Here is a 19,109-nt window from a genome sequence, read left to right on the forward strand (position 1 = left end):
CTTCTCCCTTTTCTTTTGTTCTTCTGTTTTTGTTTTTTATACGTAGACGGCGACCTCCGGGACCTCCCCGGGGGGGGGGGGCGGCAGGGGAAGAGGGGTATAAGAGACAGGGCCGCACCAACGCCGAGATCGCCGCCGCACTGTATGTCTCCCTGTCCACGGTCAAGACGCACCTGTCCAGCGTCCAGCTGAAACTCCGGGCCCGGAACCGCGTGGAGATCGCCGCGTGGGCCTGGCAGCACGGACAGGTCACGCCGGGCGCCTGAACGCTCCGCTGGATGAGCGGTGAGGTGCCGTCGTTCGGCTGCGGCGCCCACGCGGCGGAGCCGCACATCGACACAGCCCCGCGCCGCTTCGGGGCGCGGCCGAACCGCGGCGGACTTCCCCCGACCCGCCTAGTCTCCCGAGCGGATGAGCCCGGTCAGATACCGCCACAGCGACGACCGCCGCTTGACCGCCGGGTCCTGTGCCTCGGGTACGTCGGCGGCGGGCGTCGCGGCCGGCAGGGGCTCCGGCACGAACGTCCCGGACAGCTCGTAGCGCACCGGCAGGGACCGCAGCCCCCGCATGAACGGCGAGGAACGCCAGGGCAGTTGGTCCACCGGCAGGGCGAGCTCCAGATGCCCGAACCGTTCCACGATGCGGGTCACCCCGGCCGCCGCGATCGTGGACGCCAGCTCCCGGGCCGGGCACTGCCGGGGGCCCGCGCCCCACGCCAGATGCGCCCGGCTGCTGATGCTGGACGAGCCCGGTGTGGTCTGCCCGGCGAACAGCGGGTCGGCGTGGGCGGCGGCGGAGGAGACCCACACGGGGTCGCCGGCGCGGATGGTGTAGTCGCCGAGCGGGGTGTCCGCGGCCGCGAACCTCGGTACGAAGTTGACCAGCGGCGGCTTGCGCATGACCACCCGGTTCATGGTCTCCCGGACCATGCCGGCGGACAGCGTGTGGCGCACCCCGCCGTCGCCCTCCCCGGAGATCACCTCGACGACGGTGTTGGAGATGAGGATGCCGACGTGATCGGAGGTCATGCCGAGCAGCATGAACAGTTCGCGGGCCAGTTCGTCGACCGTGAGGTCCGGGTGGGCGGCGAGGAGATGGGAGGGGAAGTCGTCGCCCGGCTTCTCCCGCTTCGCGGCGGCCAGCTCCGAGAGTGTCACCAGCAGCCGCGCCAGGGCGGGTTCGGCGTCCGGGCCGGCGTCCAGCACCCGCCACATGTCCATCAGGGCGTCGTCGCCCTGCGAGCCGGGGAAGCCGAGCAGATGGCTCGCCGCCATCAGCGGCAGCGGGCGGGAGAACTGTGCCGACAGGTCGGCGTGCCCCGTACGGCCGCCCTGCGCGAGCAGGCCGATCAGTTCGTCGGCGTAGCCCGTGACGGCGGCCTTGAGCCGCTTGGCCTGCGGGTGGCGGGGGTCCTGGAAGGGCCGCAGGGCGGTGTCCCAGGCGCCGCGGAGCCGGGGGTAGCCGGGACCGCCCTGGATCAGCACGTGGTTGACCTCAAGGGAGGGGCCGAGCGGCCAGTCCGCGGGCACCCGGCCCTCGCTGCGGGCCCGCCAGTTCTCCAGTCCCTTCGGCCAGCCGGCGTCGTCCTGGAGCACCTGGAGCGACTCGCGGTAGCCGAGCACGAGCCAGGCGGGCACGCCCAGCAGGTCGACCGGCGCGACCGGACCGTGGCGCTCGCGCAGCCGCTCGTAGACGAGCGCGGGGCGCGTCTCGTAGTCCCGGGTCAGCAGGGGTTCGGGAGCCAGGTCCTCCAGCCGTGCCCCCCGCGACGTGGACTCCTCCTCGTCGACCACATGGAACTCCATCGTGCTGTCGCCCCCTCCGGCACCCGCCCATGACAGACCGCACGGGACCCTACCCGAGGCGTGACAGGCGTCAAGTCCCGGGGTACTGACCGGTAGCCGTCAGTGCCGTTCGCCCTTCCCGGTCACCAACTGCTCCAGCCGGTCGAAGCGTTCGTGCAGGGCCTGGACCGTCTCGTGGCCGAGCCGGTGGCGGCGCTTCTGCTCCTTGCCGACGAACCAGGTGGCCAGGGCCGCGGTGACCATGCCGTACGTGGTGATGCCGACGACCATCACCACCGAGCCGACGACCCGGCCCCACGGCGTCACCGGGTAGAAGTCGCCGTATCCGACGGTCGTCGCCGTCTCGATCGACCACCACAGCGCCTTCGGGTACGACGTCAGATTGGCGCCCCGCGCCCCGTCCTCGGCGGCCACCACCGCCCATGAACCGAGCAGCATCACCACCACGAGGACGGCCGTGGCACCGCCCGCCGCCTTCAGATGCAGCGAGCGCCCTTCCCGGGCCAGCAGCAACTCGACGGCCCTGGTCAGGAATCCGGGCAGCATGGCGGCTCCTTCGGGCGCGGGCACTTGGAGCCAGTGTCGGTGGCGGTGCCCGGGCGGGCATGCCGGGCGGGTCGTTCGAGTTGCCGCGCACCACCGGCCGTCATCTGCTGGGACCGACGCCCCCACTCGACGGAGGACCCATGGCGGAGGAGCCCCGATCGGTGCCGGAGACCTTCGCGTTCGCCTGCGGGGACTGCGGCCACACCTGGGAGGCCGGCTTCGAGCTCATGTTCTTCACCGACCCCCTGGACGCCTCGGGCCTGACCACACAGGAGTACGTCGACGAGGCGGGCAAGGCCATCAGGTCGCCCCTCGCGGACGCGGTCTGCCCCCGGTGCGGCGGCCGCACGGTGCACGTGGGGCAGGCCGGGCCCGCCGAGCCCGGACCAGCGGCCCGTCACACCCACCGCCCGCGTCCGCCCCACCGCTCACCCGAACGGTCCGAGTGAGCTGGTGAGCCGCACGGGCCGGTGATGCGCTGAGGGCACACCCACGTCCCAGGAGGCATCCGCGATGACCCGCCGTCCGTCCCGACCCGCCCGTGTCCTCGCCCCGGCCCTGGCCGCGACCGTGCTGCTGACCTGCGCGGCCTGCTCGGACGACGACAAGGACTCCAGCACCTCGGCCATCGGCGCCTCCCCGCTGGCCGCCGACTCCCCGACCGCCTCCGCCGCGGCCCGCCTCACCGAGGCAGGAGCGCGCCAAGCGCTGATCACCGAGACCGACCTGGAGGACGACTGGACGCAGGTCGACGACGCGGCGACCTGGCGCGACAGCCTGCTCGTCGGCAAGGTCGACGTGGCCGACTTCCTCACCGCCAAGGCGGACGCCGCCGACTGCCAGCAGCTCCTCGACGGCCTCTACAGCGACACGCTGCTCGGCGAGCCGTCCGGCGCCTCCGCGCTCACCGGCTTCAAGGAGGAGAACTCCCGGCTGCTCTACCAGGTGGGCACCTACCGGCAGGCGGGCCTGGACACCTCCTTCGCCTGGCTGAAGTCCCTGCCGGCCACGTGCGACCAGTTCACCGCGATCGACTCCGCGGGCGACAGGCGCACGGTCCAGGTCACCGAGGCCTCGCTGCCCGAGGAGGGCGACGCACGGCAGGGTCTGCGGGTGACCGTGCAGGGCACGTCCGGCGGCGATCCGGCCACCCTCACCCTGGACGTCGCCGCCGTACGCGTCGGCACGGACGCGATCACGGTGACGGCCGGTGGTCTGGACGGCGACGAGGACGACTCGGTCGAGGACGCGGTGCGCGCGGGCACGAAGCGCCTCGACGACGTGGTGAGCTAGACAACCCCTCTTCCCCACCGTCCACTTGAGCCGATTCCGGGACAGCTTGATCATCCGGCGGCACAATGGCGACGACGGCCTGCGGCGCCGCGGTCGTCGGGGCGAGGAGAGGACGAGACGTGAGTGACACCCCGGACGTGCCGTCGAGGCTGAACACCGGTGTCGCGCACAACGCGCGCGTGTGGAACTACTGGATCGGCGGCAAGGACAACTACGAGGTCGACCAGCAGGTCGGCGAGCATGTCGCCGGGATGTTCCCGATCATCCGGGCCATCGCCCGCGCGGACCGTGACTTCCTCGGCCGGGCCGTGCGGTACCTGGCCGCCGAGCGCGGGGTACGGCAGTTCCTGGACATCGGCACCGGCCTGCCGACGGTGGACAACACCCATGAGATCGCCCAGCGCATCGCCCCGGACGCCCGGATCGTCTACGTCGACAACGACCCCATCGTCCTCGCCCACGCCCGCACCCTGCTGACCAGCACCCGCGAGGGCGTCACCGACTACATCGACGCCGACGTCCACGACCCGGCGGCGATCCTCGAACGCGCCACGCGCACCCTGGACTTCACCAAGCCGGTCGCGGTGATGATGCTGGGCATCCTCAACTTCGTCCTCGACTACGACAAGGCGCGGGACATCGTCCGCCAGGTGCTGGCCGCGGTCCCCTCCGGCAGCTTCCTGGTGCTCACCCACCCCACCTTCGACGACGCCCTCGGCGGCGCGGGCCAGATCCCGGCCATGAAGTTCTGGAACGAGAACGCCACCCCGCCGATCACCGCCCGCAGCGGCACCGACATCGCCGCGTTCTTCGACGGCCTGGAGCTCCTGGAGCCGGGCCTGGTCTCGTGCTCGCAGTGGCACGCGGACTCCGACTCCCCGGGCGCGGTACCGCAGTTCGGCGCGGTGGCCGTGAAACCCTGACGCGCAAGGCCAGCCCGTCGTGGAGGACGTATGAGCACCCTTGCCGACCCCGTACCCGGCGGACGTCCCGGTGACGTCGACCGTGCCACCGCCCTGAGCGGCGAACTGTCCGGGAGAGGCGTGCACGGCGTCGTGCTGTCCTACGTCGACACCGCGGGCGTCGGCCGGGTGAAGACGATCCCCACGGCCAAGCTGGCCTCGGCCGCGGCCTGGGGCGTCGGTATGTCGCCGGTCTTCGACACGTTCCTGGCGAACGACTCCATCGTCACCACCGACGTCCTCGGCTCCCCGGACGGCGACCTGCGCCTCTACCCCGACCTCGACCGGCTCGTGGTCCTGGCCGGGCAGCCCGGCTGGGCCTGGGCGCCGGTCGACCGCGTCACCCAGGAGGGCGAGCGGCACCCTGGCTGCACCCGCACCTTCCTGCGCCGGCTCGTCGCGGACGCGGAGCAACGGCTCGGGATCACCTTCAAGGCGGCCGTCGAGATCGAGTGGGCGGTCGGCCGCGGCCCGTCGGCCGAGGGGGACTTCGTACCGGCTCTGTCGGGTCCGGCGTACGGCGCGATCCGTCAGGTCGAGCTCAGCGATCACACGGCCGACCTGCTGGCCGCGTTCGCGGCACAGGGAGTCGACGTCGACCAGCTCCATCCCGAGTACGCGGCCGGGCAGTTCGAGGTCTCGGTGGGCGCCCTGGACCCGGTGGCGGCGGCCGACCGGAGCGTGCTGGTACGGCAGACGATCCGCGCGGTGGCCCAACGGCACGGCCTGGTGGTGTCGTTCGCCCCCGCGGTCTTCGCCGAGGGCGTCGGCAACGGCGGCCACCTCCACCTCTCCGCATGGCGGGACGGCAGAAACCTGCACTCCGGCGGCGACGGCCGGTACGGCATGACGGCGGAGGCGGAGTCCTTCGCGGCCGGGATCCTGGCCCGTCTCCCGGCCCTCACCGCCGTCACCGCGCCCAGCCCGGCCAGCTGTCTGCGCCTCAAACCCTCCCAGTGGGCAGGGGTGTTCACCGCCTGGGGCCACGAGACCCGCGAGGCAGCGGTCCGCGTCGTCACCGGCACCCTGGGCCTGCGCGACCAGGCGGCCAACCTGGAGGTCAAGCCGGTCGACCTGGCCGCCAACCCCTATCTCGCCCTCGGCTCGGTGATCGCGGCGGGCCTGGAGGGCGTCCGAGGGTCGTCGAAGCTGCCCCAGGAGACCGTCGGGGACCCCGCTCGGCTCGGCGCCGACGAGGCGAGGTCACGCGGCGTACGGCGGCTGCCGACGACCCTATCCGAGGCGGTGGCGGAGTTCCGCGAGGACAGGGTGCTGCGCGACGCCCTGGGCCCGCTCCTCGCCGACGCCGTGATCGCCGTACGGGAGGGCGAGATCGCGGCCGTGGCCGGGCTGGACGACGAGCAGGTCGCGGCGGCCTACCGCTGGAAGTACTGACATGGGCCCGGTCCACGAGGCGCTCGCCGCCCTGAGCCTGGTCGACCACCACTGCCACGGTGTCATGACCGCCGACCTGGACCGGCCCGCCTTCGAGGAGCTGCTCACCGAGGGCGACCGCTGGCCGGGAAGCTCGCCCTTCGACACCCCGGTGGGCGTGGCGGTACGCCGCCACTGCGCACCGCTGCTGGACCTGGACCGCCACGCCCCGCCGCGGGAGTACCTGGCGCGGCGGACGGAGCTGGGCTGGCGGGAGGTGAACCGGCGCTTCCTCGCCGCCGCGGGCACCGGCACCTACTGCGTGGACACCGGATTCGGGCCGGCCGAGCTCGCCGCGGACGACGTGTACGAGGTCGTGCGGCTGGAGAGCGTCGAGGAGGCGATGGCGGCCGAGGGCGTGGAGCCCGACGCGTACGCGCGGGCCTTCCTCTCGGCGGCGCGGAAGGCGGTGGGGCGGCCGGGAGTGGTGGCGGTGAAGTCCGTGGCGGCGTACCGCACGGGCTTCGACCTCGATCCGGCGCGTCCGTCGGCGGCGGAGGTCGAGCGGGCGGCCCGGCACCGGCTGACGGTGGGCGGCCGGCTGGAGGACCCGGTCCTGGTGCGGAACCTGCTCTGGACGGCGGTCGACCTGGGCCTCCCGCTCCAGCTGCACACGGGGTTCGGCGACAACGACATCCGGCTGCACCGGGTGGACCCCACCCACCTCACGGACTGGCTGCACCTGACCGCCGGTACCATCCCGGTACTGCTCCTGCACTGCTGGCCCTACCAGCGGCAGGCCGGCTATCTCGCGGCGGTCTTCGAGCAGGTGTACCTGGACGTGGGCCTGACCTTGCACCATGTCGGCCCGGCCCGGGCGCGGGCGGTACTGGAGGAGGCGCTGGAGATCACACCGTTCCGCAAACTGCTGTACAGCTCCGACGCGTACGGTCTGTCCGAGTTCTACGCGCTCGGCGCGCTGTCCTTCCGCAAGGGCCTGGGCGAGCTGCTCCAGGACCGGGTGGACGACGACGAGCTGAGTCCGTCCGACGCGCTGCGGCTCGCCGAGTGGGCGGGAGCACACAATGCCCGTCGGGTCTACGGCCTTCCCGGCCCCTCCTGAAAGTATGATCAAGCAATGTCTGACATGACCGAAACCACGCCCGGCTGGCTGACTACGGACGACCTCGAGCAGGCGCGCGCCCGGATGCCGATCCTGTACGTCGAGGCCGTGCCCGTGCGCGTCGACGACAGCGGCGAAGTCACCAGCGTCGGCCTGCTGCTGCGCATCGGCCCCGACGGGACGGTCAGCCGGACGCTGGTCTCGGGCCGCGTGCTGCACCACGAGCGCGTCCGCGACGCCCTCATGCGGAACCTGGAGAAGGACCTCGGTCCGGTGGCGCTGCCCCGCATCCCGTCGGCCCCGCAGCCCTTCACGGTGGCCGAGTACTTCCCGACGCAGGGCATCACGCCGTACCACGACCCCCGTCAGCACGCGGTGTCGCTGGCCTACGTCGTCCCGGTGACCGGCGACTGCCGCCCCCGCCAGGACGCCCTGGACCTGGTCTGGTTCAGCCCCCAGGACGCCGTGTCGGAGGCGGTGCAGAGCGAGATGCCCGGCGGGCACGGGGTGCTGCTGAAGCAGGCGCTGGCGCACCTGGGCTGCGCGGTCTGAGCGACCGGCGCTATTCGGCGTTGCGCTGGGTCGTGCCCGGCTCGCCCGTGTCCCGCTTCCACTCGACGACCAGTTCGTCCTTGGTGCCGAACCGGACGAGATGCCGTCCCACCACGTCCTCCAGGACGGCGAGGTGCTCGGCATCCGTCTCCACCGCGAGCAGCAGGGCGCCCTCGGTCGCGGTGAGCGTGCCGGTGCCGTTCTGGAACTCGATGGTGCCGTCCCCCGATTCCTCGTCCCAGCTGGTGCGGCTGCGGCGGCTCAGGTGGGAGGCGAGCTGTTTGGCGTAGCGGTGGGGGCGGTCGGTGGCGACTCGGGCTTCCGATCGGGGCATGGTGGTACTCCAGCTGTGGTGGCGGATGCCGACGGGTCGATAGTGCCGGATGCGCGCCGCGCCCGGCCGTCCGGCACCGAAAGCTTTGGATTCCCCGGCCGTCGGGTGGTCGCGCGTTTCACCCGGGCCACCCGAGGCCTCACGGGCCCCTGGGGAGTACAACCATTCGGCGACCGGTGACGTCTCACTCCCGGGAACTCGCGTTCCCCGCAGTTCGACCGTCCGCCACCGTCGATTCACGCAGAGGGACTCGCATGTTCCAGGCCGTTCCCGGCTCTCGTACGCTCCGACAGACCACCGGCGCGCTCGGCGCCGTCGCGCTGATGGCACTGGGCGCGGCGCCCGCCGTCGCCGACGACGCCACGCCCGAACTGGTGCTGGGGGAGATCGCGCCCGTGACAGGGCTGAAGCCGGGCAACTCCTTCGACGTACCGGTCTCCTTCACGAACACGGGCACCGAGGCGCTCGGCAAGGTCTGGCTGTCGTACTCCCTCACCCAGGGGCTGAGCCACACCGAGCTTCCCTCCAACTGCGCGCGCTACGAGGTCGGTTCCTTCGACGAGGCGCCCAGCTACTCCTACGCGATCTGCGAGTTCGACCAGAGCGTGGAGCCCGGGGTCGTCTACGCACCCGAGACGTCACAGGAGTTCAAGGCCCTCGGCAAGGCCTACACCGATGCGCTGCGCGTCGCCGTGGCCGTGGACGACCCCACGCCCTCGGAGGGCGTCGACGAGGGGCCGGTGCCCGGGACCGGGCCGGCCGTGAAGCTGGTCGAGCGGCCCGACGCCACCCCGGCCGCCCCGGGTTCCGGCGAGCACGAGGGCTGGGACGCCGCCGACGTGCCGGTGCAGGCGGTCAACACGGCCGACTTCCAGGTGACCGGTGCGCAGTTGAAGGGCAAGGTCGGCGAAACCCTGTCCTTCGAGGTGAAGTTCACCAACGCCGGACCCGCGTGGGTACGCAGGGAGTCCGGTAGCGGGGCGACCAAGGTCGTCGTGAAGATGCCCGCCGGGACGACCGTGACCAAGGCCCACGGCTTCTGCGACAAGATCGCGACCCGTACCTACGAGTGCGGCACCAGCCAGGCCTGGGTCGACCCGGGTGCCGGCGAGCGCTACGACTTCAAGCTGCGCATCGACAAGGCGGTGGCCGGAGCCGAGGGCTCGGTGAAGCTGGCCGGTGAGCCCAGGCCGTTCGACGAGAACACGGCGAACGACACCGCCGCCATCCTGCTCGACGTCGCCGGCAGCGGCGGATCGACGGGCGGCGGCTCCGCGGACGGGGGCGGCTCCACGGGCTCCACGGGCGGCGGGGATGCCACGGCCACGCCGAGCGACGACTCCACCGACGGCGGCGGTTCCACGTCGTCCACCGGCGGTTCCGGCACGGGCGGCTCCTCCTCCGTCGACGGCGACCTGGCGAGCACCGGCTCCTCCTCGACGCTGCCCCTCGCGGGTGCGGCGGCCACGGCCGTGGCCGTCGGAACCGGTGCCGTGCTGGTGGTACGGCGCCGGAAGATCCGCCAGTAGGGTCCTCGGCCACCCCTCCTGCTCTGTCGCAGGATCGCCTCGCCGCTGATCTTCGTATCGGCGGCGAGGCGGGGAGAACGAGAAAGGGCCTTCACAGGCTCTCGCCTGTGAAGACCCTTCACACCGTCGGGACGACAGGATTTGAACCTGCGACCCCTTGACCCCCAGTCAAGTGCGCTACCAAGCTGCGCCACGTCCCGGTGTCCGTCTGACCTGGGCTTTCCCCCGGCCGAACGTGCAGGGAAACAATACCGCACTCGGGTCGGTGGTCGCGCACCCGTTTATGCGGGGCCGCCGGTCCGAGGGCGGGCGTCGGCGCGCACGAGGTCGCGTATCGCGGGGACGGAGAGCAGGGCGGCGCAGACGACGAGGCTGGTCGCACCGGCGACGAGGAGGACGTGGTCGGCGCCGAGGACCGCGGCGGAGGGGCCGGCGAGGGCCTGGCCGACGGGCATCAGCGCGAGGGGGCCCGCCACGTCGTAGGCGTGGATGCGGTTGAGGGCCTCCGCCGGGACCTGCGTCTGGACGCTGGTCGACCACATCACGCTCCAGAACGCCATGCCCACCCCGGCGACGGCGGCGCCGGCCGCCATCGCGGGTACGCCGAGGCCGGCGCCGACGCTCGCCGGGAAGGCCCCGAAGCCGACCAGGGCGATCGCCCCGGCGCGGAGCATGCGGCGGGGGCGCAGGCGCAGTGCGAGCAGTCCGCCGATCACCGTGCCGGCGCCGAGGGCGGAGTTCACCAGGCCGTAGGCGCGTGGGCCGTGCTCCTGGACCACCTCCGTGGCGACGAGCGGGACGGTCGGGCCCGAGACGGCGATCATGTAGAGGCCCCAGATCGCGATCACGCCCCAGAGCCAGGTGCGGGATCTGAACTCCCGCCAGCCCTCGACCAGATCGGCTCCGAAGGTGCTGACCCGGTGCGGGGCGGGGCCGTCGTCGGGGGCGCGCGGGGGCAGGCGGAGCAGGAGGAGGCACAGGGCGCTCACGGCGTAGGTGGTGGCGTGTGTCGCGAAGACGCCGCCGGGCGAGGCGAAGCCGACCAGCACCCCGGCGACGGCCGGGCCGGCGAGCTGGGCGCAGGCCTCGGCGACGCGTATCACGCCGTTGGCGCCCTGGACGTCGTCGGCGAGGCGGCGCACCGTGCTCGCGACGCCGGGCTGGAACAGGGCGCCGGCCACGCCGTTGGTGAATCCGATGGCGCAGATCTGCCAGAGCACCACGTGCCCGGAGAAGAAGAGCGTGGCGGCCAGGGCCTGGGTGCCCACCCGGACCAGGTCGGCGCCGATCATCAGTCTGCGGGTGTCGAAGCGGTCCGCGATGACCCCGCCGAAGACGACGAACCCGGCGAAGGCCGCCGCCGTGGCGGCCATGGCGAGACCGACCGCACCCGCCCCGTACCCGTGCTGGAGCAGGCCCGCGGCCAGGGCGACGGGGAGCATGGTGTCGCCGAGTCCTGCGACGGCCCGCGCGGCGAAGAACAGGCCGAAGTCCCGCGACCAGACGGCGGGACCCGTCGGCTTTCTCCCCTGGTCACCGACCGCGCGATCGGCGTGCGACGACGTCCCGGTCACCTCTCACGCCCTCCCCGACAGGTCCGCCCGGCTCTCACGGCTCCGGATCATGCCACGGGGACCGGCGACGTCCGGGGGAATTTCAGTCCGCGGCCGGCCGTCCCCACTCGGGGTGGCTCTCCAGGAGTCGGGGCGGGGCGGCCTGGCGCCAGGAGTCGGCCAGGATGTCCCGCAGTTCGTCCTCGTCCTCCAGCGCGGCGAGCCGGGCCCGTACCCAGGCGAACTGTGCCTCGTGCTCGGCGATCCAGAACTTCTCCGGCTCGGCCAGCACCAGTTCGTCCCGCTCCTCCTTGGGGCAGCGCACCGCGATGGAGGTCTCCTCCTCGGGCAGCGTGGCGAACATCTTGCCCGCGACCCGGAACGTGGGCATGTTCCAGGCGATCTTCTCCGTGGTGTCCGGCAGGGACAGGGCGATACGGCGTACGTCTTCGGCATCCGGCATGGCAGGCACCGTAGCCGCTCCCACTGACAATCACCTGGTGGGAGCGGCTGCTCCCAGGTGCTTGAAGTAGAGCGTGGTCGGCCGCAGCACCCCGTCGGGGTCGGCCGCGTAGTCCGGGATGACACCGGCCCGGGTCCAGCCGGCCGTCGTGTAGAGGTGTTCCGCCGGGCTGTCGGTCTCGGTGTCCAGGTGGAGGAGCGTGACGCCGGCCGCGGCGGCCGCCTCCTCGGCCGTCGTCAGGAGCCTGCGCCCGAGGCCCCGGCCCCGGGCGTCGCGGTGGACCATCAGCTTCACCAGTTCGGCGCGGTGGCGGCTGTTGGGCTTGTCCGGGAAGGCGAGGCCGACCGTGCCGACCACCCGCGCCCCGTCGTGGGCGGCCCAGATCGCGAACGATCCGGCGGCCACACCGGCGGCCCGCTCCTTCCACCAGGCGGTGGCCTCGGTGTGGTCGAGGGGCCCGAGGAAGCCGATCGAGGCGCCGCCGGCCACGGTGTCCACCATCAGATCGGCCAACGCCGCCAGCCGGTCGAGGACTTCGCTCTCGTCCAGGCGTGTCACGCTCACGGCAGCACCACCGCCAGGAGGTAGCGCACCGGCTCGGACCCGGCGCACCGGAACCGTGTCGGCCCCCACACCCGCAGCCGCAGACAGTCCCCGGCGTCGAGGTGGTGCTCGACGTCCTGAGCGGTGACGCCGAGCGCCCCTTCCTGTACCCAGATGTGCTGTTCGAGGCCGGGTACGGGCGGCCGGTCGTACGCGATGTCGGCGCCCGCGGCGAGCCGGCCCTCGACGAGTTCGCCGCGCAGCCCGGTGTGCGGCGGCGACACGGACCGCCGCAGGAACCCGGAGGCCCGGTCCTCCCACACCGGCTGCTCGGCGGCCCGTACCAGCAGGGCGGGCTCGGCCTCGACCTCGCTGAGCAGCTGGGACATGGTCCGCCCGTAGACCCCGCACAGCCGGTTCAGCAGTGCGGCGGTCGGGCTGATCTCCGCCCGCTCGGCCCGCGACAGCGTCGACCTGCTCACTCCGCTGCGCTCCGCCAGGTCCCCGAGCGACCAGCCGCGCTCGGCCCGCAGCTCGGCGAGGCGGGCGCCGAGCCGGGTGTCGACGGGGTCGGGTCCGGTCTCGACGACGACATCTTGTTTCATATTCGGGATGCTATCCCTGATATGGGACGGCGGCGAGAGGATCCTCATCACACCAGTGGTCGGCGACTGGTCCCCTATGGCTGGGACGCTTCTCCGAGGGCGTCCAGCACCGGGCGGATCAGCGGGTGCTCCTCGGCGCCACGCCGTACGGCCGCGAAGACCCGGCGGGTGGGCGCAACCCCGTCGACGGGCCGGACGACCACGCCGGTCAGATCCATGCCGATCAGCGCCGACCGCGGTACGAGCGCCACGCCCGCGTCGGCCGAGGCCAGGGCGACGACGGCCCGGAAGTCGTCCGAGGAGTGCTCCAGGCGGGGCTGGAACCCGGCGCTCTCGCAGGCCAGGACCACCACGTCGTGACAGGGGTTGCCGGGGTAGGGGCCGATCCACGCGTCCTTGGCCAGCTCCGCCAGCGGCACCTCGCCCGCGTCGGCCAGCCGATGGCGTACCGGGACGACCGCGTCGAAGGGCTCGGCGTACAGCGGGACATGCGACAACCGGGGGTCGTCGGCGGGCGGCGCCCCTCGGTACTCCACCGCCACCGCGACGTCGACCTGCCGGTCCAGCACCATCGGCAGGCTGGCGTCGCCCTCGGCGTCCTGGACGCGGATGCGGATGCCGGGCGCGGTGTCGGCGAGACGGGCCACCGCGGGGGCGACGACCAGGGCGATGCCGGTCGCGAAGGAGGCGACGGTGACCGTGCCGGCCTCGCCGGAGCCGTACGCGGCCAGTTCCGCCTCGGCCCGCTCCAGCTGGGCGAGGACGGCGTTGGTGTGGCTGAGCAGGATCTCGCCGGCCGGGGTGAGCCGTACGCCCTTCGCACCGCGCTCGACCAGGCGGTGCCCGGTCTCCTGCTCCAGGGCCGAGAGCTGCTGGGAGACCGCCGAGGGGGTGAGATACAGCGCGGCGGCAGCCGCCGTCACCGTGCGGTGGTCGGCCACCGCACGGAGGATGTGGAGCCGCCGCGCTTCGATCATGAGATCGATTGTCTCAAATGCCCCGTGGGCTCCGGCCCTCCGGCTCAGCCCTCCAGCTCAGCCCGGGCGGCGACGAAGGCGTCCACGGCCCGGTTCACGTCGTCCGTGGAGTGCGCCGCCGACAGCTGGACGCGGATACGCGCCTGGCCCTGCGGTACGACCGGGAACGAGAAGCCGATCACGTACACACCGCGCTCCAGCAGCAGTTCCGCCAGGCGTCCCGCCTTGCCCGCGTCCCCGATCATCACGGGTGCGATGGCGTGGTCGCCGGGCAGGATGTCGAAGCCTTCCTCGGTCATACGGCGGCGGAACAGCGCGGTGTTCTCGGCGAGCCGGACCCGCAGGTCGTCCGCCGACTCCAGGAGGCCGAGCACCTTCAGGGAGGCCGCGGCGATCACCGGGGCGAGGGTGTTCGAGAAGAGGTACGGGCGGGAGCGCTGGCGCAGCAGGGCGACGATCTCCGCGCGGGCCGCCACATAGCCGCCGGACGCGCCGCCGAGCGCCTTGCCCAGCGTGCCGGTGATGATGTCGACGCGGTCCGTCACGCCGTGCAGCCCGGGAGTTCCGCGACCGCCGGGACCGACGAAGCCGACCGCGTGGGAGTCGTCGACCATGACCATGGCGTCGTAGCGGTCGGCGAGGTCGCAGATCTCGCGCAGCGGCGCCACATAGCCGTCCATCGAGAACACGCCGTCGGTGACGACGAGTCGGCGGCGCGCGTCGGACGCGTCCTTCAACTGGGCTTCCAGGTCCGCCATGTCACGGTTGGCGTAGCGGAAGCGGCGGGCCTTGGACAGGCGGATGCCGTCGATGATCGAGGCGTGGTTGAGGGCGTCGGAGATCACCGCGTCCTCGGGGCCGAGGAGCGTCTCGAAGACACCGCCGTTGGCGTCGAAGCAGGACGAGTAGAGGATCGTGTCCTCCTGGCCGAGGAACGCCGCCAGACGCGCCTCCAACTCCTTGTGCACCTCCTGCGTCCCGCAGATGAAGCGCACGGACGCCATGCCGTAGCCCCAGCGGTCGAGGGCCTCGTGGGCGGCGGCGACCACCTCGGGGTGGTCGGCGAGTCCGAGGTAGTTGTTGGCGCAGAAGTTGAGGACCTCGCCGGGGCGGCCGCCCGCGGTGACGGCGACGGCCCTGGACTGCGGGGTGCCGATGACGCGCTCGGGCTTGTGCAGACCGGCGGCGCGAATCTCGTCGAGGGTGGCGCGCAGGTCGTCGCGCACGGAGTCGAACATGACAGAAGCTCCTAGTGAGTTACGCGGTCCAGTCGAGGATGACCTTGCCACCACGGCCACTCGCGGCATCCGCGAAGGCCGCCTCGAAGTCGCGGTAGCCGTACCGTCCGGTGATCACCGGGGCGAGGTCGAGGCCGCCCTCCAGGAGCACCGACATCGCGTACCAGGTCTCGAACATCTCACGGCCGTAGATGCCCTTGATGGTGATCATCGAGGTGACGATCCGCGCCCAGTCGACCGGGAACTCCTGCGACGGCAGGCCGAGCATGGCGATCCGGCCGCCGTGCGTCATGTTGGCGATCATGTCGCGCATCGCCTCCGGGCGGCCGGACATCTCCAGGCCGATGTCGAAGCCCTCGCGCAGCCCCAACTCTCTCTGGCCGTCGGCGATCTGACGTTCCGACACATTGAGTGCCAGGCTGACGCCGATCTTGCGGGCCAGCTCCAGCCGCTCCTCGCTGACGTCGGTGACGACGACGTTGCGGGCACCCGCGTGCCGGGCGACCGCGGCGGCCATCAGTCCGATCGGACCGGCACCCGTGATGATGACGTCCTCGCCGACCAGCGGGAACGACAGCGCGGTGTGCAGGGCGTTGCCGAACGGGTCGAAGATCGCGGCGACGTCGAGGTCGACGGGGACGCGGTGCACCCAGACGTTGGCGGCGGGCAGGGCGACGTACTCCGCGAAGGCGCCGTCCCGTCCGACGCCGAGCCCGACCGTGGCCCGGCACAGGTGGCGGCGCCCGGCGAGACAGTTGCGGCACTTGCCGCACACGAGGTGGCCCTCGCCGCTGACCCGGTCGCCGACGGCGATGTCGGTGACGTCCCGTCCGGTCCCGACGACCTCGCCCACGAACTCGTGCCCGAGCACCAGTGGCGTGCGGATCGCCTGCCGCGCCCAGCCGTCCCAGGAACGGATGTGCAGATCGGTGCCGCAGATGCCGGTGCGCAGCACCTTGATCAGCACGTCGCCGGGTCCGACGGCGGGCTCCGGGACGTCCGCGAGCCACAGCCCGGGTTCCGCCTTCTCCTTGACCAGCGCCTTCAACGCTACGGCTCCTGTGGGTGCGATCCCCGTGCACGGGCATACCGAGGAAGCCCGCGTCCGGGGAGAGGGGTGGGATCGCGTAGCAATCTGCCGCACGGCACCACCCCAGGTCCATCGAGGTTTTCTTAACCCGCGCCGCAGCTCCGCTTCACGCCTGGTGGCGGGGTCCCCAGGACGCGGTACGCGCCCGTGGGGGGGCGCTCGCGGCGGACATGGGAGTCGGCCGCTCCCGATACCCCTCGTTCCCCGGTCGCCCTGCCGCCGCCGTGCTGCGGATCGTCGTCCCGCACCACATGGTCGTAGTACGCCACACGAACTCGCGGCGGGAGCGAGAATCGACGGAGGGACCCGGCCCGCAGCGGCCGGTCCCGACGCTGTCACCCCGTATTCGGCCGACTGACCTGGAGCCGCTCATGAACACCGCAAGGGACCTCGCGATCGTCGCCCTGGACGCGGCACCGAAGCGTCCGGTCGAACAGGGCGATCTGTCGCTCGCCCTCGCGGGAGCCGAGCTGCTCGACCTCGTCGAGGCCGGTTCCCTCGTCGTGGACGACGACCTCATCGCGCCGGCCGCCCAGGCGCCCACCGGCGACCGGCTGCTGGACGAGGCCGCGGACTCGGTCGTACGGCAGGAGCCGTACGAGTCGGTCGAGGACTGGCTGTGGCGCCGGGGCGAGGGACTGTCCGCGGCCTATGTCGACGACCTGGAGCGGATCGGGTTGACGACCAGGCCGCGAGGCCGCCGGATCCCGCTGCTGAGCGGGCGGACGCAGCCGGTCGACTCGGCGGCCCGGCAGCGGGCCGAGGAGCGTCTGGCGGCGGACGAACCCGTTCTCGCCGCCCTGGCGGCGGCCGCCGGGATCCGCGAGGAGCCGGCCGAGACCGCCGAAGGCCTCGACGGAGACACGGTCACGGCCGTGCTGGCCGCCGTCGGCGAGGCGGTGATGGAACTGGAGGGCGTGCGCCAGCGCAAGGCGATCGAGAACTCCGCGTTCGACAACGTCTGGCGCGGCTTCTAGCCAGCGGGCGGGCCGGCCTCCGTGGCCTCGTCGGAGCTGCCGCGGCCGTTCCGCCGTCACAGCAGCGGGAGTCCGTCGGCCTCGCACCGTTCCAGCCGGGCCACCAGTTCCGCCGCCGACGACTTGATGGTCTCCAGGCCGGGCCGCCCCCAGGGCCGCGGCTCCACGTCGACGACACACACCGTGCCGAGGACCATCCCGGTTCTGTCGATGAGGGGCGCGCCCAGATAGGAGCGGATGCCGAACTCGTCGACGACCGGGTTCCCGGCGAACCGCGGGTAGTCGCAGACGTCCTCCAGGACCAGGGCCTTGCGGCGGACGACCACATGCGGGCAGAAGCCGTGGTCGCGCTCCAGATGGCGGCCGAGCTCCGGCTTGGTCTCGTCGGCGTGCACCACCGGCCGGGCGTCCGGGGTGTGCAGGCCGGCGAAGAACTGCCGGTTCTCGTCGATGAAGTTGACCATCGCGTACGGCGCCCCGGTCAGCTCGGCGAGCCGGTCCGCGAAGGCGTCGAGGACCGGCTCCGGGCGCTCGCCCAGACCCAGCCCGTGCAGTCGCGCGGCCCGTGCGGGCGCCTCCTTGTCCTCGGGGGTGAGCAGCAGACGACCGGCGGGACGCACCGGGTCGTAGCTCATCGGCGGGTTCCGTCGCTGTGGGTGTGGGTCATATGCGGCTCCGTGGCGTCGGGTGCGGGGATCACATGTGGGCGCCGTGGCTCGGCGCGGGTGCCGGGGCGTGGGCGATGAGGTGCCGTACGAGGGTCAGCAGGGTCTGGACGCCGGAGCTGGAGATCCGGGCGTCGCAGCGGACGATGGGGATCTCCGGGGCGAGGTCGATGGCGGCGCGCACCTCCTCCGGGTCGTAGCGGTAGGAGCCGTCGAACTCGTTGATCGCGACGATGAAGCCGAGACCGCGCTGTTCGAAGAAGTCGACGGCGGCGAAGCAGTCCTCCAGCCTGCGGGTGTCGGCGAGGATGACCGCGCCGAGCGCACCCTCGGAGAGTTCGTCCCACATGAACCAGAACCGCTCCTGCCCGGGTGTGCCGAACAGGTACAGCACATGTTCCGGGTCCAGGGTGATGCGGCCGAAGTCCATGGCCACGGTCGTCTCGACCTTGTTCTCGACCCCGTCGAGGTTGTCGGTCGCGGCGCTGACGGTGGTGAGCAGTTCCTCGGTGCTGAGCGGCGCGATCTCGCTGACCGCGCCCACGAAGGTCGTCTTGCCTACTCCGAACCCTCCCGCCACCAGGATCTTGAGTGCGGTGGGGAAGGGGTCAGAGCTGTCGTCGTAGTCCATCGAGCACTGCCTCCAGAAGGGCCCGGTCAGTCGGGTTGTGGGTGAACTCGGGGGGCTTGGTGGTGAGCGCCCCGCAGTCGACGAGGTCCGACAGCAGCACCTTGGTGACGGCCGCCGGCAGCTTCAGATGGGCGGAGACCTCGGCGACCGAGACGGGCGCGCGGCACAGGTCGAGTGCCTGGGTGTGTTCGAGGCCGAGATAGCCGAGGGGGGTGGCTCCGGTGACCATCACCTGGGACAGCAGGTCGAGCGCGATGGTGGGCCTGGTACGGCCGTTGCTGACCGTGAAAGGGCGCACCAGGCGTCCGGCCGCGTCGTCGAGCCAGGGCCCGTCGCCGGCCGCCGCCACGCTCAAGGCCTCATCGCCGTCGGTTCGCCTGCGTGCTGCCGGGGTGCGGTCACCAGATAGGGGCGCACGCTCTTGACCAGCATCGCCATCTCGTAGCCGAGGACGGCGGCGTCCGCCTCGCGGCCGGCGAGCACCGCGAGACAGGTGCCGGAGCCCGCGGTGGTCACGAACAGCAGGGTCGAGTCCAGTTCGACGACCACCTGGCGGACGTCTCCGCCGTCACCGAAGCGGACTCCGGCGCTGCGGCCGAGGGAGTACAGGCCTGAGGCCAGGGCGGCCATGTGGTCGGCGCTGTCGGTGTCGAGACCGTGGACCGACTTCACGAGCCCGTCGCAGGACAGGAGTACCGCGCTCGTGGTGTGCGGCACGCGCTGCACGAGGCCGCTCATCAGCCAGTCGAGATCGGATACATGGCCGGTCGGCGCTTCGCTCGCCATGGTGGATCGACTCCTTGAGGTACGAAGGTCTGCGGGAGCGCTGGGGGGTGGGGTGGAAACTGG

22 protein-coding genes, 1 tRNA gene and 1 pseudogene are annotated in these 19,109 nt (G+C 72.2%); 9 read left to right on the forward strand and 15 right to left on the reverse strand.

Going from position 1 to position 19,109, the window contains the following annotated elements; genetic code table 11:
* Nucleotides 1-110: 110 nt before the first annotated feature.
* Nucleotides 111-266 (forward strand): annotated as a pseudogene (locus tag HLK59_RS37690) (LuxR C-terminal-related transcriptional regulator); the annotation flags it as partial.
* 129 nt (nucleotides 267-395) lie between these two features.
* On the opposite strand, the gene HLK59_RS37695 reads toward HLK59_RS37690, so the two are convergent.
* Both HLK59_RS37695 and HLK59_RS37700 read right to left on the reverse strand, forming a co-directional pair.
* Complete coding sequence (locus tag HLK59_RS37695; RefSeq protein WP_171146138.1) at nucleotides 396-1,805, reverse strand: cytochrome P450; 1,410 nt, start codon at nucleotides 1,803-1,805, stop codon at nucleotides 396-398.
* Nucleotides 1,806-1,904: 99 nt separating this feature from the next.
* Nucleotides 1,905-2,351 carry a potassium channel family protein gene (locus HLK59_RS37700; protein ID WP_171146139.1) on the reverse strand — a complete coding sequence of 149 codons (447 nt, stop codon included), beginning with the start codon at nucleotides 2,349-2,351 and terminating at the stop codon, nucleotides 1,905-1,907.
* Nucleotides 2,352-2,491: 140 nt separating this feature from the next.
* On the opposite strand from HLK59_RS37700, the gene HLK59_RS37705 reads away from it, so the two are divergent.
* The 6 genes from HLK59_RS37705 to HLK59_RS37730 all read left to right on the forward strand — a co-directional run bounded on the left by HLK59_RS37705 (nucleotide 2,492) and on the right by HLK59_RS37730 (nucleotide 7,655).
* Nucleotides 2,492-2,800, forward strand: a complete 309-nt coding sequence (locus tag HLK59_RS37705) for a hypothetical protein (protein ID WP_171146140.1) — start codon at nucleotides 2,492-2,494, stop codon at nucleotides 2,798-2,800.
* Between the two features lie 64 nt (nucleotides 2,801-2,864).
* Nucleotides 2,865-3,644: a hypothetical protein gene (locus HLK59_RS37710; protein WP_171146141.1), complete on the forward strand. Its 780-nt coding sequence runs from the start codon at nucleotides 2,865-2,867 to the stop codon at nucleotides 3,642-3,644.
* Nucleotides 3,645-3,763: 119 nt separating this feature from the next.
* A complete protein-coding gene (locus HLK59_RS37715; protein ID WP_346779904.1) occupies nucleotides 3,764-4,567 on the forward strand; it encodes an SAM-dependent methyltransferase in 804 nt (267 codons plus the stop codon).
* A 30-nt stretch (nucleotides 4,568-4,597) separates the two neighbouring features.
* Nucleotides 4,598-6,001: a glutamine synthetase family protein gene (locus HLK59_RS37720; protein ID WP_171146143.1), complete on the forward strand. Its 1,404-nt coding sequence runs from the start codon at nucleotides 4,598-4,600 to the stop codon at nucleotides 5,999-6,001.
* A gap of 1 nt (nucleotide 6,002) precedes the next feature.
* A complete protein-coding gene (locus tag HLK59_RS37725) occupies nucleotides 6,003-7,103 on the forward strand; it encodes an amidohydrolase family protein (RefSeq protein WP_171146144.1) in 1,101 nt (366 codons plus the stop codon).
* 15 nt (nucleotides 7,104-7,118) lie between these two features.
* Nucleotides 7,119-7,655, forward strand: coding sequence for an NUDIX hydrolase family protein (locus tag HLK59_RS37730; RefSeq protein WP_171146145.1), 537 nt, complete (start codon nucleotides 7,119-7,121; stop codon nucleotides 7,653-7,655).
* Between the two features lie 10 nt (nucleotides 7,656-7,665).
* Here the strand turns inward: HLK59_RS37730 and HLK59_RS37735 are convergent, their stop codons facing one another.
* Nucleotides 7,666-7,989, reverse strand: a complete 324-nt coding sequence (locus HLK59_RS37735; protein WP_171146146.1) for a DUF2218 domain-containing protein — start codon at nucleotides 7,987-7,989, stop codon at nucleotides 7,666-7,668.
* Between the two features lie 254 nt (nucleotides 7,990-8,243).
* Here HLK59_RS37735 and HLK59_RS37740 point away from each other — a divergent pair, with 254 nt between their 5' ends.
* Complete coding sequence (locus HLK59_RS37740) at nucleotides 8,244-9,518, forward strand: hypothetical protein (protein WP_171146147.1); 1,275 nt, start codon at nucleotides 8,244-8,246, stop codon at nucleotides 9,516-9,518.
* A 126-nt stretch (nucleotides 9,519-9,644) separates the two neighbouring features.
* On the opposite strand, the gene HLK59_RS37745 is transcribed toward HLK59_RS37740, so the two are convergent.
* The 8 genes from HLK59_RS37745 to tdh all read right to left on the reverse strand — a co-directional run bounded on the left by HLK59_RS37745 (nucleotide 9,645) and on the right by tdh (nucleotide 15,945).
* Nucleotides 9,645-9,718, reverse strand: a tRNA-Pro gene (locus HLK59_RS37745).
* A gap of 81 nt (nucleotides 9,719-9,799) precedes the next feature.
* Nucleotides 9,800-11,002 carry an MFS transporter gene (locus tag HLK59_RS37750; protein ID WP_206328068.1) on the reverse strand — a complete coding sequence of 401 codons (1,203 nt, stop codon included), beginning with the start codon at nucleotides 11,000-11,002 and terminating at the stop codon, nucleotides 9,800-9,802.
* Between the two features lie 172 nt (nucleotides 11,003-11,174).
* Nucleotides 11,175-11,534 (reverse strand): MmcQ/YjbR family DNA-binding protein, encoded by a 360-nt coding sequence (locus HLK59_RS37755; RefSeq protein WP_171146149.1) that lies wholly within the window; start codon nucleotides 11,532-11,534, stop codon nucleotides 11,175-11,177.
* 30 nt (nucleotides 11,535-11,564) lie between these two features.
* Complete coding sequence (locus HLK59_RS37760; RefSeq protein ID WP_171146150.1) at nucleotides 11,565-12,098, reverse strand: GNAT family N-acetyltransferase; 534 nt, start codon at nucleotides 12,096-12,098, stop codon at nucleotides 11,565-11,567.
* On the reverse strand, nucleotides 12,095-12,682 hold the full coding sequence (locus HLK59_RS37765; protein WP_171146151.1) for a helix-turn-helix domain-containing protein: 588 nt from the start codon (nucleotides 12,680-12,682) through the stop codon (nucleotides 12,095-12,097). Before HLK59_RS37765 ends, HLK59_RS37760 begins: the two co-directional genes overlap by 4 nt.
* 74 nt (nucleotides 12,683-12,756) lie before the next feature.
* A complete protein-coding gene (locus HLK59_RS37770) occupies nucleotides 12,757-13,659 on the reverse strand; it encodes a LysR family transcriptional regulator (RefSeq protein ID WP_171146152.1) in 903 nt (300 codons plus the stop codon).
* 44 nt (nucleotides 13,660-13,703) lie between these two features.
* The gene (locus tag HLK59_RS37775) at nucleotides 13,704-14,897 is read right to left on the reverse strand and encodes a glycine C-acetyltransferase (RefSeq protein ID WP_171146153.1); all 1,194 of its coding nucleotides are present in this window, start codon (nucleotides 14,895-14,897) and stop codon (nucleotides 13,704-13,706) included.
* A 19-nt stretch (nucleotides 14,898-14,916) separates the two neighbouring features.
* Nucleotides 14,917-15,945, reverse strand: a complete 1,029-nt coding sequence (gene tdh / locus HLK59_RS37780; RefSeq protein WP_171146154.1) for an L-threonine 3-dehydrogenase — start codon at nucleotides 15,943-15,945, stop codon at nucleotides 14,917-14,919.
* 413 nt (nucleotides 15,946-16,358) lie between these two features.
* Here tdh and HLK59_RS37785 point away from each other — a divergent pair, with 413 nt between their 5' ends.
* Nucleotides 16,359-16,964, forward strand: a complete 606-nt coding sequence (locus HLK59_RS37785) for a GPP34 family phosphoprotein (protein WP_171146155.1) — start codon at nucleotides 16,359-16,361, stop codon at nucleotides 16,962-16,964.
* Between the two features lie 56 nt (nucleotides 16,965-17,020).
* Here HLK59_RS37785 and HLK59_RS37790 read toward each other — a convergent pair whose 3' ends face one another.
* From HLK59_RS37790 to HLK59_RS37805, 4 genes are all read right to left on the reverse strand, one after another.
* Nucleotides 17,021-17,599 carry a GAF domain-containing protein gene (locus HLK59_RS37790; protein WP_171146156.1) on the reverse strand — a complete coding sequence of 193 codons (579 nt, stop codon included), beginning with the start codon at nucleotides 17,597-17,599 and terminating at the stop codon, nucleotides 17,021-17,023.
* A gap of 61 nt (nucleotides 17,600-17,660) precedes the next feature.
* Entirely contained in the window at nucleotides 17,661-18,260 is a 600-nt protein-coding gene (locus HLK59_RS37795; protein ID WP_171146157.1) for an ATP/GTP-binding protein, read from the reverse strand.
* A complete protein-coding gene (locus HLK59_RS37800) occupies nucleotides 18,238-18,609 on the reverse strand; it encodes a DUF742 domain-containing protein (RefSeq protein WP_171146158.1) in 372 nt (123 codons plus the stop codon). Before HLK59_RS37800 ends, HLK59_RS37795 begins: the two co-directional genes overlap by 23 nt.
* Before the next feature lie 2 nt (nucleotides 18,610-18,611).
* On the reverse strand, nucleotides 18,612-19,046 hold the full coding sequence (locus HLK59_RS37805) for a roadblock/LC7 domain-containing protein (protein ID WP_046257445.1): 435 nt from the start codon (nucleotides 19,044-19,046) through the stop codon (nucleotides 18,612-18,614).
* Nucleotides 19,047-19,109 lie beyond the last annotated feature (63 nt).

Origin of the sequence: Streptomyces sp. S3(2020) (genome assembly GCF_013044505.1) — a bacterium.
Taxonomy (GTDB): Bacteria; Actinomycetota; Actinomycetes; order Streptomycetales; family Streptomycetaceae; genus Streptomyces.

Bases quoted from the DNA above. Each gene is read 5' to 3' on its own strand.
- HLK59_RS37695 (WP_171146138.1), bottom strand. From the start codon at position 1,805: ATGGAGTTCCATGTGGTCGACGAGGAGGAGTCCACGTCGCGGGGGGCA.
- HLK59_RS37700 (WP_171146139.1), bottom strand. From the start codon at position 2,351: ATGCTGCCCGGATTCCTGACCAGGGCCGTCGAGTTGCTGCTGGCCCGG.
- HLK59_RS37705 (WP_171146140.1), top strand. From the start codon at position 2,492: ATGGCGGAGGAGCCCCGATCGGTGCCGGAGACCTTCGCGTTCGCCTGC.
- HLK59_RS37710 (WP_171146141.1), top strand. From the start codon at position 2,865: ATGACCCGCCGTCCGTCCCGACCCGCCCGTGTCCTCGCCCCGGCCCTG.
- HLK59_RS37720 (WP_171146143.1), top strand. From the start codon at position 4,598: ATGAGCACCCTTGCCGACCCCGTACCCGGCGGACGTCCCGGTGACGTC.
- HLK59_RS37725 (WP_171146144.1), top strand. From the start codon at position 6,003: ATGGGCCCGGTCCACGAGGCGCTCGCCGCCCTGAGCCTGGTCGACCAC.
- HLK59_RS37730 (WP_171146145.1), top strand. From the start codon at position 7,119: ATGTCTGACATGACCGAAACCACGCCCGGCTGGCTGACTACGGACGAC.
- HLK59_RS37735 (WP_171146146.1), bottom strand. From the start codon at position 7,989: ATGCCCCGATCGGAAGCCCGAGTCGCCACCGACCGCCCCCACCGCTAC.
- HLK59_RS37740 (WP_171146147.1), top strand. From the start codon at position 8,244: ATGTTCCAGGCCGTTCCCGGCTCTCGTACGCTCCGACAGACCACCGGC.
- HLK59_RS37755 (WP_171146149.1), bottom strand. From the start codon at position 11,534: ATGCCGGATGCCGAAGACGTACGCCGTATCGCCCTGTCCCTGCCGGAC.
- HLK59_RS37765 (WP_171146151.1), bottom strand. From the start codon at position 12,682: ATGAAACAAGATGTCGTCGTCGAGACCGGACCCGACCCCGTCGACACC.
- HLK59_RS37770 (WP_171146152.1), bottom strand. From the start codon at position 13,659: ATGATCGAAGCGCGGCGGCTCCACATCCTCCGTGCGGTGGCCGACCAC.
- HLK59_RS37775 (WP_171146153.1), bottom strand. From the start codon at position 14,897: ATGTTCGACTCCGTGCGCGACGACCTGCGCGCCACCCTCGACGAGATT.
- HLK59_RS37785 (WP_171146155.1), top strand. From the start codon at position 16,359: ATGAACACCGCAAGGGACCTCGCGATCGTCGCCCTGGACGCGGCACCG.
- HLK59_RS37790 (WP_171146156.1), bottom strand. From the start codon at position 17,599: ATGAGCTACGACCCGGTGCGTCCCGCCGGTCGTCTGCTGCTCACCCCC.
- HLK59_RS37795 (WP_171146157.1), bottom strand. From the start codon at position 18,260: ATGGACTACGACGACAGCTCTGACCCCTTCCCCACCGCACTCAAGATC.
- HLK59_RS37805 (WP_046257445.1), bottom strand. From the start codon at position 19,046: ATGGCGAGCGAAGCGCCGACCGGCCATGTATCCGATCTCGACTGGCTG.